Annotated in this window: 13 protein-coding genes and 1 pseudogene; 8 read left to right on the top strand and 6 right to left on the bottom strand. The window is 70.8% G+C overall.

The annotated features are described in order from the left end of the window. Positions 1–28: 28 nt before the first annotated feature. Complete coding sequence (locus tag QMK30_RS28560) at positions 29–2,491, bottom strand: ABC transporter family substrate-binding protein (protein WP_283521218.1); 2,463 nt, start codon at positions 2,489–2,491, stop codon at positions 29–31. Between the two features lie 406 nt (positions 2,492–2,897). Between QMK30_RS28560 and QMK30_RS28555 the strand changes: the two genes are divergently transcribed. The 6 genes and pseudogenes from QMK30_RS28555 to QMK30_RS28530 all read left to right on the top strand — a co-directional run. Beyond that, a complete protein-coding gene (locus tag QMK30_RS28555) occupies positions 2,898–3,191 on the top strand; it encodes an Rv0250c family protein (protein ID WP_283521217.1) in 294 nt (97 codons plus the stop codon). Between the two features lie 69 nt (positions 3,192–3,260). Next, a complete protein-coding gene (gene sdhC, locus QMK30_RS28550; RefSeq protein WP_283521216.1) occupies positions 3,261–4,079 on the top strand; it encodes a succinate dehydrogenase subunit SdhC in 819 nt (272 codons plus the stop codon). 16 nt (positions 4,080–4,095) lie between these two features. Continuing rightward, positions 4,096–6,042, top strand: coding sequence for a fumarate reductase/succinate dehydrogenase flavoprotein subunit (locus tag QMK30_RS28545; RefSeq protein ID WP_283521215.1), 1,947 nt, complete (start codon positions 4,096–4,098; stop codon positions 6,040–6,042). Beyond that, positions 6,039–6,827: a succinate dehydrogenase/fumarate reductase iron-sulfur subunit gene (locus QMK30_RS28540; protein WP_283521214.1), complete on the top strand. Its 789-nt coding sequence runs from the start codon at positions 6,039–6,041 to the stop codon at positions 6,825–6,827. The genes QMK30_RS28545 and QMK30_RS28540 overlap by 4 nt, the downstream gene beginning before the upstream one ends. Before the next feature lie 105 nt (positions 6,828–6,932). Then, positions 6,933–7,865, top strand: a complete 933-nt coding sequence (locus QMK30_RS28535) for an arylamine N-acetyltransferase family protein (protein WP_283521213.1) — start codon at positions 6,933–6,935, stop codon at positions 7,863–7,865. 33 nt (positions 7,866–7,898) lie between these two features. Next, a pseudogene (locus tag QMK30_RS28530) lies at positions 7,899–8,311 on the top strand (glucoamylase family protein); the annotation flags it as partial. Between the two features lie 43 nt (positions 8,312–8,354). Here QMK30_RS28530 and QMK30_RS28525 read toward each other — a convergent pair. After that, the gene (locus QMK30_RS28525) at positions 8,355–9,395 is read right to left on the bottom strand and encodes a hypothetical protein (protein WP_283521212.1); all 1,041 of its coding nucleotides are present in this window, start codon (positions 9,393–9,395) and stop codon (positions 8,355–8,357) included. Between the two features lie 157 nt (positions 9,396–9,552). Here QMK30_RS28525 and QMK30_RS28520 point away from each other — a divergent pair, with 157 nt between their 5' ends. Then, positions 9,553–11,628, top strand: a complete 2,076-nt coding sequence (locus QMK30_RS28520) for a TPM domain-containing protein (protein ID WP_502963243.1) — start codon at positions 9,553–9,555, stop codon at positions 11,626–11,628. 90 nt (positions 11,629–11,718) lie between these two features. Further along, a complete protein-coding gene (locus QMK30_RS28515; protein ID WP_283521210.1) occupies positions 11,719–12,429 on the top strand; it encodes a PspA/IM30 family protein in 711 nt (236 codons plus the stop codon). 149 nt (positions 12,430–12,578) lie between these two features. Here the strand turns inward: QMK30_RS28515 and QMK30_RS28510 are convergent, their stop codons facing one another. The 4 genes from QMK30_RS28510 to QMK30_RS28495 form a co-directional block, all read right to left on the bottom strand. Further along, a complete protein-coding gene (locus tag QMK30_RS28510; RefSeq protein ID WP_283521280.1) occupies positions 12,579–15,083 on the bottom strand; it encodes a SpoIIE family protein phosphatase in 2,505 nt (834 codons plus the stop codon). Between the two features lie 333 nt (positions 15,084–15,416). After that, positions 15,417–15,863, bottom strand: a complete 447-nt coding sequence (locus tag QMK30_RS28505; protein WP_283521279.1) for an ATP-binding protein — start codon at positions 15,861–15,863, stop codon at positions 15,417–15,419. Positions 15,864–16,041: 178 nt separating this feature from the next. After that, positions 16,042–16,461, bottom strand: coding sequence for a (deoxy)nucleoside triphosphate pyrophosphohydrolase (locus QMK30_RS28500; protein WP_283521209.1), 420 nt, complete (start codon positions 16,459–16,461; stop codon positions 16,042–16,044). A gap of 105 nt (positions 16,462–16,566) precedes the next feature. Continuing rightward, positions 16,567–16,746 carry an SPOR domain-containing protein gene (locus tag QMK30_RS28495; RefSeq protein WP_283521208.1) on the bottom strand — a complete coding sequence of 60 codons (180 nt, stop codon included), beginning with the start codon at positions 16,744–16,746 and terminating at the stop codon, positions 16,567–16,569. Positions 16,747–16,945: the final 199 nt, after the last annotated feature.

Genomic DNA, 16,945 nt, shown 5'->3' with positions numbered 1-16,945 from the left:
TTGAGCCAATCCTGAGGGTTCTGACCTGCTATTTCTTCTTGGTCTCGGCGGTTTGCGGCTTCTTGAATCCAATGTCCTGGTAGCGCGGGGCGGCCAGGCCGAAGGCGCCCGCGTTGGCGAGGTTCGGCTTGATCGCGACCAGCTCGGGACGCTGGAAGAGCGGGATGGACCCGGCCGCGGCCCAGATCCGGGCATCGGTGCGCCGCATCAGGTCGCGGGCCTCCTCGTCGTCCAGCTCACCCGCCGCCTGGTCGAACAACTGATCGATATGATCCGTGCCGACCCGGGTGTAGTTCTGCTCGACCTGGAGCGAGCCGTCCGCCGCGGGCTCCGGCTTGGCGAAGATCGGGCGGGCGTCGGTCGCCGGGTAGGCGGTGGCGGGCCAGGAGTAAAGCGCGAGATCGTAGTCGCCCGCGGCGATGTGGTCCTTGAAGTAGCTGGCGTCGGAGACCTTGATCATCTCCGTACGTACGCCGATCTCCTCCAGCATCCGCGAGATCTTGTCACCGACCGTGCGCAGCGGCTCGGAGCCGGGGCCCGACGGCAGGACGAAGCGCAGCGTCAGCACCTTGCCGTCCTTGCCGAGCGGGCCGCCCACGACGGCGGGGGCGGCGGTGCCGCGCGGGGCGTAGGCGCCTGCGACGCCGCCCTTGCCCTTCTCGTTGGACTTCGCCTTGGCGTTGGCGTGGGTACTGACGCCGGAGCCGGAGCCGGGGTCCGAATCGGAGCCGGAGTCGGAGTCGGATTTCCTGTCGGACTTCTTCCCGTCGGACTTCTTGCTGCCCGAGTCCTCGCCCTCCGAGTCCTCGCCGTCCGACTTCCGGGTGTCCGACTTCTCGGTGTCCAGCGACGAGGCCTGCTGGAACAGCGCCTCGCCCTGGAGCGCCGCGATCCGGGCCGGGGCCAGGACGTAGCGGCCGGACTCCGAGCCGTAGCCGCCGTCGCCCGGCTTCGAGTCGCTGTCGCCACTCTCCTCGTCGCCGACGATGTACCCGCCGTCGTCGGACGCGTCCTCCTGCTCGGCCTTGTCCCCCTTCTTCCCCCCGTCGTCCTTCTTGCTGTTGGGCTTGCTGCCCGCCTCGGTCCCGTCCGGCGTCTCGTTCGCCCCGCTCGGTGTCCAGCCCGCGTCGGCGAGCAGCGCCTGTGCGGCCCGGGTGTCCTGCTTGCCCAGCGCGCCGCTGCTGTCGGCGTACGCCTGCTGGCCGGCCAGCGCGAGGTGGCTGCCGAGCGGCTCGGCGGGCAGGCCCAGCGGCTTGAGCACGGCCTCGGCCAGCTCCTGGCGGTCGAGCGCACGGGCCACGGCCCGGCGCACCCGGTCGTCGGTGAGCGGGCCGGATGTGCCGTTCAGCGCGAGCTGCGTGTAGGCGGGCTCCAGCGACTTGCGGATGGCGAAGCCGCGCAGCGCGGCCTGCTCGTCCGCGTACTTCTTCACCGCTCTGCTGTTCTTCTCCCGGATCTCCTGCTCGGCCTCGGCCTTCTCGTCCGACGAGCCGTTCGCGAGCGCCCAGGATCTGAGCGCGGAGGCGGGGGTGACCGTCGCGCCGGGGCCGTGGTTCAACTGCTGACCCTTCGCGGCGCCCGCGTCCCTGGCGGCCAGCGTGACGCGGTCCACGGCGCTGCGGCCGATCTCGGCGATGTCGAGCTTGCCGCCGGCCAGGGCCGCGGTGCGCTTCTCGCTCGGCACCGCGCGCAGAACCAGCGTGTCCAGCTTGGCGGGCTGCCCCCACCAGCGGGGGTTGCGTACGAGCGTGGCCTTGTCCTCCGCGCGGTCCAGCTCCTTCAGCGCGAAGGGGCCGGCCGTCACCTTGAGCTTGCCGCGGGCCCCGTCGTTGAACGAGTCGGGGCTGCCCATCACGTCCTTCGGGTACAGCGGGGTGAAGAGCGCACGCCAGTCCGCGTAGGGCTTGCGATAGGTGACCTTGACTTCGAGGTCGTTGGCGCCGCGCTCGATCCTCTCGATGCGCTCGTAACCGGCGTTGCGGGCCGTCCAGTACGCGGTGTCCTTGCCGCTCAGCGCGCGCCACTGGGCCACGAAGTCGGGCGCGCCGATCTCCCGGCCGTCGCTCCACACCGCCTGCTGGTTGAGCTTGTAGAGCACGACCTGCTTGGGCTCGCGCTCGACGACCTCGGCGGACTCCAGGTAGTCGGCGTTGCGCTGCGGCCTGCCGCGCTCGTCGAGGGTGAAGAGCGAGGGGAGAACGGCCCCTGCGATCCGCGTGGTGGTGGCGTCCGCGTCCGCCTGGAAGGCGTTGAGGGTGGCGGGCATCGTGTCCACGGCCCAGCGCACCGAGCCGCCGTCGGCGACCAGCTCCCGCCCGGCCGGGGCGACGTCCTGAGCGGCCGTCACCGCCTGGGCCTCCTCGTCGCCCGCGCTGCATCCGGCCAGCACGGGCAGCGCGAGCACGCCGGTGGTCAGGAGCGCGAGGGAGCGGCGGCTTCGCTGGGGCGTGCAGCGGGATGCCTTCCCGCGTGGGACGCCGACGTGGGACATGGCAGGTACCTCCAGGGCCGGCCCGGCCCACTCCCTGTCGGAATGAACCCGGTTTTCACATTTGGCGGCATATGCAGCTGATCACATCTATTGCCCTCTCACTGAAAAGGACCTCGCGCGAGAGAAGCCGCCGACACGGCGACAGAGCGCCCCAAGCCCACCCGTGCGGCCCAACGAAGGGCGGTGCGCGACGCCCCAGGACCGATACGGACCGGCCGGGGACCCGACGCGGACCGGCCAAGGGGGCGCGTACGGAGGCGCGTACGGAGGCGCGCACTCCAGGAATCCCCGCAGATCTCTTCACAAGGGGGGATGTGACGCGCGACACTCGCAGGCGCACACGGAGCCCGGGGGTGCGACCCCCTGTCCCGCATGCCACCCACCACCGCGGAAGTGAGGGCAACACATGTCCCTGCAAGACGAGTTGACGGCCATCCGACGCTGCGTGGACGACCTGGCCAGGTCGCTCGCCCGACTGGAGCAGGAGATCGGCGGCAGCGGCCTGGAGATCAGACGCGTACGCACGGACGCGGACCATCTGCGCGAAAGCCTCGCCCTGCTCAGCGAGGCCGCTCCCACTCTCCAGCAGCCCCGGCCACGCCCGGACCTGGTGACCATCCCCGACGCCCCGTACGACAGCTCGCTGTGGACGGACACGGACGACGAGGGCCTGGGCGCCCGCGACCGGCACGCGCCCTGACTCCGGCACAGTCCGCCCGACCGCCCGACCGTTCCCCCTCCCGACTGCCCGCTCCCTATGGAGTCCTCGTTGGCCACTGGCACAGAACCTCAAGCCTCCACGGGTGTACACGGCGCGTCTCGCGCCGCCATCACGCCCCGCCATCTGCGCACCGACCGCTGGTGGCTGGCGCCGGCCGTGACCGCCGCCGGACTGCTCGCCTTCATCGTCTACTCGACCTGGCGGGCCTTCTCGAACGCCGACTACTACGCCGCGCCGTACGTCTCGCCGTTCTACTCCCCGTGTCTGGCGGAGAACTGCGCACCGATGAAGGGCGGCCCCAACTGGGACATCCTCGGATCCTGGTGGGGCCTCTCCCCCGCACTGCTGATCCTGATCTTCCCACTCGGCTTCCGGTTGACCTGCTACTACTACCGCAAGGCCTACTACCGGGGCTTCTGGGCGTCTCCCCCGGCCTGCGCCGTCGCCGAGCCGCACAAGAAGTACACCGGTGAGACCCGCTTCCCCCTGGTCCTGCAGAACATCCACCGCTACTTCTTCTACGCCGCCGTGCCGGTCGCGGGCATCCTCACGTACGACACCGTGCTCGCCTTCCGCGACGAGCACTACGCGTGGGGCCACATGGGGCTCGGCACCCTGATCTTCCTGGTCAACATCGCGCTGATCTGGGCGTACACCTTCTCCTGTCACTCCTGCCGGCACATCGTCGGCGGGAAGCTCAAGCACTTCTCCAAGCACCCGGTGCGCTACCGGATGTGGGGGTGGGTCAGCAAGCTGAACGCACATCACATGGGCCTCGCCTGGGCCTCGTTGATCAGCGTCGCGCTGGCCGACTTCTACGTCTATCTCGTGGCGTCCGGCGCCTTCGACGATCCGCGCTTCTTCTAACGGTGAGGGCCTTTTGATGACGCAACTCGAACGGCAGGAGTGGGACGTCGTCGTGGTCGGCGCGGGCGGCGCGGGGCTGCGCGCCGCCATCGAGGCGCGCGAACGCGGCGCCCGTACCGCGGTGATCTGCAAGTCCCTCTTCGGCAAGGCCCACACGGTGATGGCCGAGGGCGGCATCGCCGCGTCCATGGGCAATGTGAACTCCGGGGACAACTGGCAGGTGCACTTCCGCGACACCATGCGCGGGGGCAAGTTCCTCAACCAGTGGCGGATGGCGGAACTGCACGCGCAGGAGGCGCCGGACCGGGTCTGGGAGCTAGAGACCTGGGGCGCGCTCTTCGACCGTACGCCCGAGGGCAAGATCTCCCAGCGCAACTTCGGCGGACACGAGTACCCGCGGCTCGCCCACGTCGGCGACCGGACCGGCCTGGAGCTGATCCGCACGCTCCAGCAGAAGATCGTCTCCCTCCAGCAGGAGGACTTCCGCGAATTCGGCGACTACGAAGCCCGGTTGAAGGTCTTCCAGGAGTGCACGGTCACCAGAATCCTGAAGGAGGACGAGCGGGTCTCGGGGACGTTCTGTTACGAGCGTGAGTCCGGCCGCTTCTTCGTCCTGGAGGCGCCGGCCGTGGTCCTTGCCACCGGCGGCATCGGCAAATCCTTCAAGGTGACGTCGAATTCGTGGGAGTACACCGGCGACGGGCACGCGCTGGCGCTGCTCGCGGGCGCCCCGCTCCTCAACATGGAGTTCGTGCAGTTCCACCCGACGGGCATGGTCTGGCCGCCCTCGGTGAAAGGCATCCTCGTCACCGAGTCGGTGCGCGGCGACGGCGGGGTGCTGCGCAACTCCGAGGGCAAGCGCTTCATGTTCGACTACGTCCCCGACGTCTTCAAGGAGAAGTACGCGCAGTCCGAGGAGGAGGGCGACCGCTGGTACGAGGACCCGGACCACAACCGGCGTCCCCCCGAGCTGCTCCCCCGCGACGAGGTCGCCCGCGCCATCAACTCCGAGGTCAAGGCAGGCCGCGGCTCCCCGCACGGCGGAGTGTTCCTCGATGTGTCGACGCGTATGCCCGCCGAGACGATCCGGCGCCGACTGCCGTCCATGTACCACCAGTTCAAGGAACTCGCGGACGTCGACATCACCGCGGAGGCCATGGAGGTCGGCCCGACCTGCCACTACGTGATGGGCGGCATCGCGGTCGAGTCCGACAGTGCGGCCACCCGAGGCGTCCCCGGTCTGTACGCGGCGGGCGAGGTGGCCGGCGGCATGCACGGCTCCAACCGGCTCGGCGGCAATTCCCTGTCCGACCTGCTGGTCTTCGGGCGGCGCGCCGGACTGCACGCGGCCCAGTACGCCGCCGGCTTCGCGACCGGCGCCCGGCCCGCGGTGGACCCGGCCCAGATCGACACGGCCGCAGCCGAGGCGCTGCGTCCCTTCAGCGCGGAGAGGCCCCAGCCGGGCGAGGAGAACGGGCGCCCGCCGGAGAACCCGTACAGCCTCCACCAGGAACTCCAGCAGACGATGAACGACCTGGTCGGCATCATCCGGCGGGCGCCGGAGATGGAGCAGGCGCTGGAGAAGCTGGCCGATCTGCGCGTACGGGCCCGACGGGCCGGGGTCGAGGGTCACCGGCAGTTCAACCCCGGCTGGCACCTGGCCCTCGACCTGCGGAACATGCTGCTGGTCAGCGAGTGCGTCGCGCGCGCGGCCCTGGAGCGCACCGAGAGCCGGGGCGGCCACACCCGGGAGGACTGCCCGGCCATGGAGCGGGACTGGCGGCAGGTCAACCTGCTGTGCCAACTGACTTCTGTGGCAAATGAGTTGGTGCCGGCCGACCCGACGCAAGGACAGGTCTCCCTCCATCGGGAGAACACCGTGCCCATCCGACCCGACCTGCTCGCCCTCTTCGAGAAGGAAGAGCTGGTCAAGTACCTCGCCGAAGAGGAGCTCCACGAGTGACGTCGTACAAGGCCAACTTCAAGGTCTGGCGGGGCGATACGGGCGGCGGGGGGCTCAAGGACTTCACCGTCGAGGTGAACGACGGCGAGGTCGTCCTCGACATCATTCACCGGATCCAGGCCACCCAGGCCTCCGACCTCGCGGTCCGCTGGAACTGCAAGGCGGGCAAGTGCGGTTCGTGCAGTGCGGAGATCAACGGGCGGCCCCGGCTGCTGTGCATGACGCGGATGTCGGTCTTCTCTCCCGAGGAGACGATCACCGTGACTCCGCTGCGGGCTTTTCCCGTCGTCCGTGACCTGGTGACGGATGTGTCCTTCAACTACGCGAAGGCGCGAGAGGTGCCCTCCTTCGTACCACCACCGGGGGTCGCGGCGGGCGAGTACCGGATGCAGCAGGTGGATGTGGAGCGCTCGCAGGAGTTCCGCAAGTGCATCGAGTGCTTCCTGTGCCAGGACACCTGCCATGTGGTGCGCGACCACGAGGAGAACAAGGCGTCCTTCGCCGGTCCGCGCTTCCTGATGCGGGTCGCGGAGCTGGACATGCATCCGCTGGACGCGGCAGCCGAGACGGGCCTCGACCGCAAGCGGACCGCCCAGGACGAGCACGGGCTGGGTTACTGCAACATCACCAAGTGCTGCTCCGAGGTCTGCCCGGAGAACATCAAGATCACCGACAACGCGCTGATCCCGCTGAAAGAACGGACGGTGGACCGGAAGTACGACCCGTTGGTCTGGCTGGGGAACAAGATCCACCGCCGGGGCGAACGAGGGACGGACCCCGAGTGACCGACCGCGGGTGACGGAATAGTCGTGGTGCGCGCCGTGCTGCACCTGCCGCACCGCATCGATTTTTGATGTTCGACGCGACGGGACCGAACGGGGATTTTCGGCATGTGGAACGGCGACGCACTCGATCTGGACGCCTATCTGACACAGCTGGGGTACGAGGGCGATCGCGCCCCCACCCTGGAGACGCTGCGCGCGCTGCACCGGGCGCACGTGCTGTCGGTGCGCTGGGAGAACCTGGACGCGTTCCTGCGCGGCGACGTCCCGCTCGACCTCGGCGCGCTGCAGGCCAAGATGATCGGCAATCCGCGCGGCGGCTACTGCTTCGAGCACGTGTCGCTGTACGCGGCGGCCCTCGAGCGCCTCGGCTTCGCGTTCTTCGGCATCCAGGGCCGCATCCATGTCGGGCCCGGCAAGATCCTGCCCGCCACGCACGCGATGCTGGTGATCGAGCTCGACGGGCGGCGCTGGCTGTGCGACGTCGGGTTCGGGGCGAGCCCGCTGGAGCCGATCGAGATCACCGACCGGACCGAGGCGACGGACGCGCAGAGCGTGTGGTCCTACCTGCTGCTGCGCGAGGAGGTCACGCCGGGCGCGGACGGGTGGACGCTGTACCAGCCGGTGGCGGGCGGCGGCGATGGCGGCGCGGTCGGCGACGGCGTGGCCGGTGGCGGCGTGGCCGGTGGCGGCTGGCAGCCACGGCACACCTTCACGCTCGACCGGCAGTACCTCGCCGACTACTCCATGGCGAACCACTTCATCGCGACGAGCTCCCACTCCCCCTTCACCGGCCGCCTCTTCGTGCAGCGCGTCTTCCCCGACCGGCTGCAGGTGATGGACGACCGCACGCTGACCACCGTCAGGCCCGGCGCCGACAGCCCGCCCGAGGTGCGGGAGCTGGAGGCGGCCGAGGTGCCCAAGGCGTTGGCCGACGACTTCGGGATCGAGCTGACCGAAGCCGACGCCGAGCTGCTGGTGGCCAAGCTGTCCACTCGCCACGGCGTTCGGAATCACCGCCTGCGGCGGATCGGGCGGTGAACAGGTGGCTGCCGACAAGAAGCAGACGCTCACCGCGAGGCCGGGTACGGCTACTGGGGCTCTCCCCCGCGAACATCCCGGCCGGCGGCTACCGGGAGTACGGCGTGGACGCGATCGGCATGCAGGTGGAGGGGGACGAGTCGCACGGCGTCGTCACCCCGCACGCCTCCTTCCTCGCGCTCCCGCAGGTCCGCGCCGAGGCGCTCGCCAACCTCAAGGCGCTCGCCCGTGACTTCGGCGCCTACGACGACGGTTATGGATTCCGGGACTCCGTCGATGTCGTGACGGGCCGGGTCAGCGACTTCGTCCTCGCCCTCGACCAGGGCATGATCGTCGCCTCGCTCGCGCAGGAGTTGAGGCCCGGTCTGCTGCAACGCCCTTTCCGCAGCGGCGGGTTCGAATCCCGGGTCCGCCCGTTGCTCGCCAAGGAGCGCTTCAGCATCTGAGCCGGCGCGGACCCGATCCGATGCGGACCTCCCGCGCCCCGGGTCAGTTCCAGCCTGCACGGTACGCCGCCCAGTCGGCCTCCGTCGCCGCGAAGTCGACGTACAGCGCCACCCCGAACCGCTCGCGGTCGCGGTCCGTGCGCCCCAGGCCCAGTCTGGCGCCACGGACCGCCGCCGCGACGGTCTCGGCGTTCTCGTGGTGCCCGAGGTCGTCCTCGTGGAAGAACGGCAGCCCCATCAGCAGGTCCGTCCCCTCGGGCGTGACCTCCAGAGCGAGGGAGGTCTGCTGGGCGACGTAGCCGCCGTACACGCTCTCCAGGGGCATCCAGGTGTCGTACGACATCACGGCGATCTGGTCGACCCTGCGGGCCACTTCGGCGAAGAACGCCTGCGACCACCACTTCTCCCGGCCGGAGACCACGCCGTTGACGGAGTGCAGGGCGGGCAGCGGGTCGATCTGGTGGGCTGCGACGGACAGCGGCGCCTTTCTGGCCCTCGTCAGGTCGCCCAGATCGTCCAGGAGCGACAGATAGTCACGGTCGTCGGAGAGCAGCGGCTCCAGATCGAAGTGGACACCGTCGAAGCCCGCGTCCAGGATCTGGCCGGTCGAGCGCACCACGGCCGCCCGGGTGTCCGCGTCGGCCGGCCTCATCCCGTCGGGCTCCTCGGTGGCCAGCCTGTCGCCGAGCCAGGCCTGCACCCGTACGCCGGGCATCTCGCGGTGCACGGCGTCCACCAGCCACCGTGCGCGCGGGTACGCCGACGCGGGCAGCGTCCCGTCGTGCTCCAGGGGGCCCGCGTGGACGTACAGATCCTTGATGCCCGTGCCCTTGATCCGGGCGGCGAACGCGGTGAGGTCGGCGTCCTTCCTGCGTCCGTCGACCCAGGCGTGACCGAGCCAGATCGCGTCGCGCCCGCGGGTGCGGGTGCCGTCCTCGTAGTCGCCCGCGTAGTTGAAGCGCAGCGAGACACCGGCGGTGAGCAGCGGGACGACAAGCAGCGGAACCAGCGTGAGGGCCACGCGTTTGGGCCACTTCAGGCGCGGACCGCGCCAGCGCCTCGCGAGTGTGTCCGTGCGTCCCATGCCGCTCCCCGTTCGGTTGATGCGCGCCGGACGGGCTTCGTTCGTACAGCCGTCCTACGCTTGACGACATCGTGGGGACGGACGCGGCGACGCCGGTGATCGGTTCCGGTCGCGGGCCCGGCAGCACGGACATAACCTCGTAAACGTGACGCTGCTGCTGAGCCGAACCGGGACTTTCCTTGCCGTGTCCGTCCTGGCGGCGGGGTGGCTCGCGGTGCCCGCCGACCGGGGCGCCCGCGCCGAGGACCCCGTCGTCCTGTCGCGCGAGGGCCAGATCACCGACAAGGTGGGCGCGCTGGGCGACCGCAGGAACGACACCGTTCGCGCCCTGGACCGGCTCTACGACGACCGCCGCCTTCAGCTCTTCGTCGCGTACGTCCGTGACTTCTCCGGAAAGTCCGCGCAGAGCTGGGCCGACAGCACCGCCGGGCGCAGCGGACTGGGCCGCGACGACGTGCTGCTCGCCGTGGCCACCCACGACCGGCAGTACGCCTACTCCGTCGACCAGGACTCGCGCCTCACCGACGCCCAGCTCGCCGACGTCGCCAGGACCGCCGTGGAGCCCGCGCTCAAGGAGAACGACTGGGCGGGCGCGGCGATCGGCGCAGCCGACGGATACGACGCGGTACTCGCCGGCGATCCCGTACCCGCGCCCGCCGTCACCCCCGGCGAGGCCGATCCCGGTGGTGGCAGTGGCGGCGAGAACAGCGCTGCGGACCTGGCGGTGCCGATCATCGCGGTCGGCGGCGCCGGCGCGGTGGCGGCATACGCGTACAGCCGCCGCAAGCGGCGCGGCACGACCGGGGCCACGACCGGCACCACTGCCGGTGGCTGGGCAGCCGAACCGAAGGCGCCGACGCCGTTGCCCGAGCTCGATTCCCGGGCCAAGCAGACGCTCGTCGAGACGGATGACGCCGTACGCACCAGCGAGGACGAACTGGGCTTCGCCTCGGCCCAGTTCGGCGAGGAGGCCGCGCAGCCCTTCGCCGCGGCCCTCGCGTACTCCAAGGGCGAACTGACCGCTGCCTTCCGGCTGCGCCAGCAGCTAGACGACGCCCACCCGGAGGACGACGAGACCCGCAGGCACATGCTCGACGAGATCATCACCCGCTGCACGGCGGCCAGCCGTCGTCTCGACTCCGAGTCCGACGCCTTCGACCAGCTGCGCGACCTGGAGAAGAACGCCCCCGGCGCGCTGGCCGCCACCGAGGAGTCCTTCCACGACCTCACCGGGCGCGTGGGCATCGCGGAGGCCACGCTGACCGCGATGCGGACGCGGTACGCGGACTCCGCCGCCGCGCCCATCGCCGGCCACGCCGAACAGGCCAAGGACCGGCTCGTCTTCGTGACCGGCAGCCTCGACCAGGCCCGGCAGGCGCTCGACGCGGGCGACACGGGCCGGGCGGCCGTCTACGTACGGGCCGCCGAGGGCGCCGTCGGCCAGGCGGCCACACTCATCGACGCCGTGGACCGCCGCGCGCGGGAACTCGCCGAGGCGGCGGGCAAGCTGCCCGGCGCGCTCACCGAGACGGAGACCGACCTCGCCGACGCGCGCGGCCTCCTCCAGGGCAGCGGCGAGGGCAACTCCACGGCCGACCTCCAGGGGCGCATCGCCCGCGCGGAGGCCGTCGTCGCCGACGTACGCCAGGAGGAGCAGTCCGGCAGGTACGACCCCATCGACGCGCTGCGCCGGGTGGATGAGGCCGACGGCGCGCTGGACGAGGCGCTGGCGGGGGCCAGGGAGCGCGAGTCCGCCGGGCAGCGCGCACGCGCCCTGCTCGACCAGGCCACGCTCGGCGCCCGCGCCTCCATCGGGGCCGCCGCCGACTACATCACCACGCATCGCGGAGCGGTGGGCAGCCAGGCCCGCACCCGCCTCGCGGAGGCCCAGCGCCACCTCGAACAGTCCGCCGCGGCTCCGGACGCGCAGGCCGCGCTGGCGGAGGCCCAGCAGGCGGATGCCCTGGCCCGGCAGGCGCAGAGCCTCGCGGAGCAGGACGTACGGGGGTACGACGACCCGTACGGCGGACGCGGCGGAGGAGGCGGGGGCGGCGGCCTGAACGGCGCGGTGCTCGGCGGGATCATCCTCGGCGGGATCCTCGGCGGCGGCGGAGGCGGCCGGGGCGGCGGCTTCGGCGGAGGTTTCGGGGGCGGCTTCGGTCAGGGCGGCGGACCCGGCAGTTTCGGCGGCGGGGGCACGCGAGGCCGAAGGGGCGGCGGCGGCCGGTTCTGACCCGTACCAGTACCCGTACCAGTGCCCGAATCAATGCGCTTAGCAGTGCCCGTATCCATAGGCCCCTGGGCCCGTACAAGGAGTCGTCCCATGTCGAAGCAGACCATCCTAGGCCGTGTGACCCAGCTGGCGAAGGCCAACATCAACGCCCTCATCGATCAGGCCGAGGACCCGCAGAAGATGCTGGACCAGCTGATCCGCGACTACACCAACAACATCGCCGAGGCCGAGGAGGCCGTCTCGTCGACCATCGGCAATCTGCGGCTCCTGGAGCAGGACCACCGCGAGGACGTGGACGCGGCGGCCGAGTGGGGCGGCAAGGCGCTCGCCGCCAGCAAGAAGGCCGACGGGCTGCGCACCTCCGGTTCGGCGGCGGAGGCGGACACCTTCGACAACCTCGCCAAGGTGGCTCTCCAGCGGCAGTTGCAGTCCGAGAAGGAGGCGAAGACGGCCGAGCCGACCATCGCCTCGCAGACGGAGGTCGTCGACCGGCTCAAGACGGGTCTCGACCAGATGCGGACCAAGCTCGGCGAGCTGACGTCGAAGCGTGACGAGCTGGTGGCCCGCGCGAAGTCCGCCCAGGCGCAGAACCAGATGATGGACGCCGTCAAGAACATCAACGTGCTCGACCCGACGAGTGAACTGGGCCGCTTCGAGGACAAGGTGCGCCGTGAGGAGGCCAGGGCGATGGGCAAGCAGGAGCTGGCCGCCTCCTCCCTGGACGCCCAGTTCGAGCAGCTGGACAGCCTCGGCGACGGCGCGGAGATCGAGGCGCGGCTGGCCGCGCTGAAGGGCGAGTAGAGCCCGGCGGACCCCTCTAGCAGTGTCCTGAAGATCTTGAAATCACGCCCGTATCACACCAGTTCGACGGGATGGACATTTACTGGCAATCCGGGGTGATCCGGGTGGCCGGAGCAAGATCTTCATCGGCCTTCTAGGCCCGCATCGGCCTAGTACATGCTCAGCAGCTGCTCCACGCTCGGCTCGCCCTTCGGCCTCCCGTTCGGCAGGGCGAGTTCGAACCAGACCGTTTTGCCGCGCGGTGTCCGCCGTGAGCCCCAGGCCGCGCTGAGCAGCTCGACCAGCTGCAGCCCGCGCCCGCCCTCGTCGGTGACGCGCGCGCGCCGCCGGCGGGGCTGGACCAGGCCCCCGTCCCACACCTCGCAGACCAGCGTGCGATCGCGCAGCAGCCGGAGCCTGATCTCGCCCTCGCCGTACCGCAGGGCGTTGGTGACCAGCTCGCTGACCAGGAGTTCAGTGGTGTCCACCAGGTCTTCGATGTGCCAGGTGACCAGCTGCGCCCGTGCCAGCTCGCGCGCCCGGCCCACCGAGCGGGGCTCCCGCGGCAGCTGCCAGTCGCCGACGGCCTCGGCGGGCAGCCCCTGTATGCGGGCCATCAACAGGGCGATGTCGTCCTCGCCGTGCCGGGTGTCGAGGGTGTTCAGGACGTGGTCGCAGACGTCCTCCAGCGGGCGGACCGGGTCGGTGAGGGCCGCGCGGAAGGCCCGCAGTCCCTCGTCGAGCGGATGGTCCCGCGACTCGACGAGCCCGTCCGTGTAGAGCGCGAGCAGGGCGCCCTCGGGCACCTCGACCTCGACCTCCTCGAAGGGCTCGCCGCCCACCCCGAGCGGCATACCCGGTGGTACGTCGAGCAGCAGCGCCTCTTCGCCGGGCTCGACCAGGACGGGCGGCAGGTGGCCCGCGTTGGCGAACGTACATCGACGCGTGACCGGGTCGTAGACGGCGTACACACAGGTCGCGAGGTAGACCTCCGACAGGTCGGCCTCGCGTGCCTTGTGGGTGGCGCGCGAGGCGTGCTGGGCGCCGCTGGGCGTGCCCAGGCCGCGGGCGATCTCGTCGAGCGCCGAGAGCACCTCGGCGGGCTCCAGGTCGAGCAGCGCCAGTGTCCTTACCGCGGTGCGCAGTTCGCCCATGGCGACAGCGGCGCGCAGGCCGCGGCCCATCACGTCGCCGACCACCAGGGCCGTGCGGTGTCCCGGCAGCTCGATGACGTCGAACCAGTCGCCACCGACCTCGGTCGCCGTGTTGCCCGGCAGGTAGCGGCACGCGATGTCGAGGCCTGCTGCCTCCGGGTCGCCCGGCGGCAGCAGGCTGCGTTGCAGGATGAGGGCCCGCTCGTGCTCGCGCCGGTACAGGCGTGCGTTGTCGATGCAGACGGCGGCGCGGGCGGCGAGCTCGACGGCGAGTGCGCGGTCGCGCTCCCCGAAGGGCTCGCTGCCCTTCGTACGGGAGAACTGGACCAGGCCGACGACCGTGTCGTGGGCGACCATCGGCACGGCGAGCGTCGACTGGATCAGGCTGCCGTCCCGGCCGGGCACCACCTGGACGCGGGCGGTGCGCAGGGCGTCCGCACAGGGCGAGTTGAACGGGTAGCGGTGGACGGAGCCGACCTCGGTGGGCTCGGGCTCCTCACCCTCGGCGACGCAGCCCGGGGCGACCAGCGGGCCGTCGGACACGGCGCTGGCGAAGGCCACCCGGCGCAGCTCCGCGCTGCCGTCGGCCAGGCCGGGCGGGGCCTCGTCACCGGCCAGCAGGCCTTGGTAGAGGTCGACGGAGGCGAGGTCGCAGAAGCCGGGGACGGCCACGTCGAGGAGTTCGCGGGCGGTGGTCTCCAGGTCGAGGGAGTTCCCGATGCGGGCGCCCGCCTCGTTCAGCAGGGCCAGGTTGCGCCGGGCGTCGGCGGCCTCGCGGGCGGCCGTGTGGCGGCGGGTCACATCGATGGAGAGGCCGGCGACGCCGATGGGTCGGCCCGCACCGCTGTGCACCCGGTAGAGGTTGACCGACCAGTGCCTGCGTTCCGTGCTGCCGGGGATGACGCCGATGATCTGCATGTCGGTGACGGACTCGCCGGTCTCCAGGACCCGTTGGAGTGCGGCGGTCATCCGCACGGCCTCGGGCGGGGAGAGGTAGTCGTGGACGGTGCGGCCCCGGTGGTCCTCCACACCGCCGCCGAAGACGGTGGCGAACCGCTTGTTGGCGCGCTGCACGGTGAGGTCCGTACCGAACAGGAGGAAGCCGAAGGGAGATTGGCCGAAAATGGCCTGCGAAGAAGCGAGATCGGTTTCGATCCGGCGCAGCGCGCGGACGTCGACGACGATGCACAGCGCCGCCCGCTCGCCGTGCGAGGTCTCGCTCGGCATCACATAGATCTCCGCGATCCCGTGCGCACCCCCGCTCTCGGGCATACGGAACGGGACGAGGCCGGTCCATTCCTTGCCGTCGAGAATCTCGGCGACCTCGCGGTGGCCGCGCACGCGCAGCTCGGCCGGCATGAAGGCCTCGACCGGATCCTTGCCCACCACATCGCGTGCGGCCAGGCCGAACAGCTCCTCGGCCCGCCTGCTCCACTGCTCGACGAGCCCGTCGGGGCCGATCGAGAAGGACGCGACTTTGATGTAGTCATAGATCGAGCCGGGCGGGCTGCTCTGCCACATGGCTTCGCCCGCCGCCGCTGATATCTCGTTCACCCGACCGTCCCCTCCAGCTCAACACACCGGACCGGTCCTTCCCGCAGTATTCAGCACTACGGGCCCGAGCGTCACGGCGTTCACGATCACAGCACGGACTCGTTCCTTTTCGGCCGGAAAGGCGGCCGTGCGGTGATCGTTGTCCCTTCACTCTTCTAACGACCTCACCCACGATTGGCAGCGGCGTCGCGGCGCCTGGGACCTCCGCCTCCGGCGTTGTCGTCAGTCGCGATGGCTCCGCCATCACTCCCTCCTCCGCCTTGGATTCGAAGGCCCCAGACGTCGCTCCTTCTCCCACTGTCAATCGCGGGTGAGGTCGTAACCAGGCAGAGCCAGCTCGAACCACACCGTCTTGCCCGTTCTGCCGAGACGTGTGCCCCATCGCCGCGCGGAGCAGGCCACCAGCTGCATCCCGCGTCCTCCCTCGTCATCGGGGCCCGCGAGGCGCGCGAGGGGCGGATCCGGAAGCGGATCCGACACTTCGACCAACAGGACGGGCCCGGTGGCCGGAGGGAGCCCGGCAGGGTCGCACCGCACCAGCCGGACACCGATGGGCCCCGATGCGTACCGCAAAGAGTTGGTCACCAGTTCGCTGACCAACAGAACGGTCATATCGCCGACCGCGTCCAGCAGGCCCCAGGCGCGCAGCGCGTTACGGACGGCATGGCGCGCGGTGCGTACGGCATCGGCCTCGGCAGGGAAGGTCCACTCGGCGCGGTCGCCGTCGGTGTCGATCACGCCGACCACATCCCAGATCCCAGACAAACAGCGCGGCCCGCGTCCTTTTTCGGGGGGTTAATCAGCACATACCCGATATACGGTCCGGGTTAATCCCCGCAATGGAAGCACCGGGGCACGAAGGGCGTGCGGGAACACGGCCCGCGCCCCCACCCTGCCAGCCCCGAAGACGGTCCGCCGGGCGGGGTCAGGCCTGGCCGGCCGGTCCGGAGAGAGCACTCAGGCGGAGTACCGCCTCGGCCACCGCGGGTCGGTCCTGGTCCAGCCAGTCCACCGCGTCCGCCGCCTCGTGCGGCGCGAGCCAGCGCAGCGCGTCGTGGTCCTGGAGCGGCCGGGGTGTGCCGGAGACCAGCCGGGCCGTCCACACCTGGAGGACAAGACCGGGCTTCAGGGGCCACTCTCCGGGGATGCGCTCCACCGGCCGCACCTCGACGCCGAGCTCTTCGCGCAGCTCGCGCACGAGCGCCCGCTCGGCGCTCTCGCCGGGCTCCACCTTGCCGCCGGGAAGCTCCCAGCGGCCGGCCAGCTCGGGAGGGGCGCTGCGGCGCGCGGCCAGCAGCAGCCCCCGATCGTACACGGCTGCGCCCACCACGACACGATCAGTCATGCGCGGAGCCTATGTCGCGGGCGCCACCGGGCTCTCCTCCACCTCGCACCGGACGCGCTCCCGGTGGGCTCGCACCGGGAGCTGCCGTCAGTCGCGCCGGAGGCCCTACTGGACGCTCTGGCCGACGCGTTCGACCCAGTAGAGCTGCTTGTGCCCACGGCCGTCGAGGCTGTCCGCGATCTTCTGAGCCTCGATCTTGGTGGCGTACCTGCCGACCCGGTAGCGGTTGCCGCTGTCGTCCTGCCGTATCACCAGCCATGGGAGTACGGCGCCGCTGTCGTTCATCGTGCGCCTCCGTCCGCCGGAGCACTTACCTCTAAGGATCCCCAGGAAACCGCAATCCGCATATGCCCGAGCGTACGCCTGACCCTCACTCAGTGAATACGCTTTTATACAAAGAGGTACGCATCCGGCCATGAACGAGGGGGGCGTGCTCCGCGGAGCACGCCCCCCTCGTTTCCCCCGGCCGCGCCCGGACCTCCCC

The sequence above is a fragment of the Streptomyces sp. H27-C3 genome, from assembly GCF_030063415.1.
Lineage (GTDB): Bacteria > Actinomycetota > Actinomycetes > Streptomycetales > Streptomycetaceae > Streptomyces.
This window is presented reverse-complemented; position numbering and strand designations above follow the sequence as displayed.

Bases quoted from the DNA above. Each gene is read 5' to 3' on its own strand.
- QMK30_RS28560 (WP_283521218.1), bottom strand. From the start codon at position 2,491: ATGTCCCACGTCGGCGTCCCACGCGGGAAGGCATCCCGCTGCACGCCC.
- QMK30_RS28555 (WP_283521217.1), top strand. From the start codon at position 2,898: ATGTCCCTGCAAGACGAGTTGACGGCCATCCGACGCTGCGTGGACGAC.
- QMK30_RS28545 (WP_283521215.1), top strand. From the start codon at position 4,096: ATGACGCAACTCGAACGGCAGGAGTGGGACGTCGTCGTGGTCGGCGCG.
- QMK30_RS28535 (WP_283521213.1), top strand. From the start codon at position 6,933: ATGTGGAACGGCGACGCACTCGATCTGGACGCCTATCTGACACAGCTG.
- QMK30_RS28525 (WP_283521212.1), bottom strand. From the start codon at position 9,395: ATGGGACGCACGGACACACTCGCGAGGCGCTGGCGCGGTCCGCGCCTG.
- QMK30_RS28515 (WP_283521210.1), top strand. From the start codon at position 11,719: ATGTCGAAGCAGACCATCCTAGGCCGTGTGACCCAGCTGGCGAAGGCC.
- QMK30_RS28510 (WP_283521280.1), bottom strand. From the start codon at position 15,083: ATGTGGCAGAGCAGCCCGCCCGGCTCGATCTATGACTACATCAAAGTC.
- QMK30_RS28500 (WP_283521209.1), bottom strand. From the start codon at position 16,461: ATGACTGATCGTGTCGTGGTGGGCGCAGCCGTGTACGATCGGGGGCTG.
- QMK30_RS28495 (WP_283521208.1), bottom strand. From the start codon at position 16,746: ATGAACGACAGCGGCGCCGTACTCCCATGGCTGGTGATACGGCAGGAC.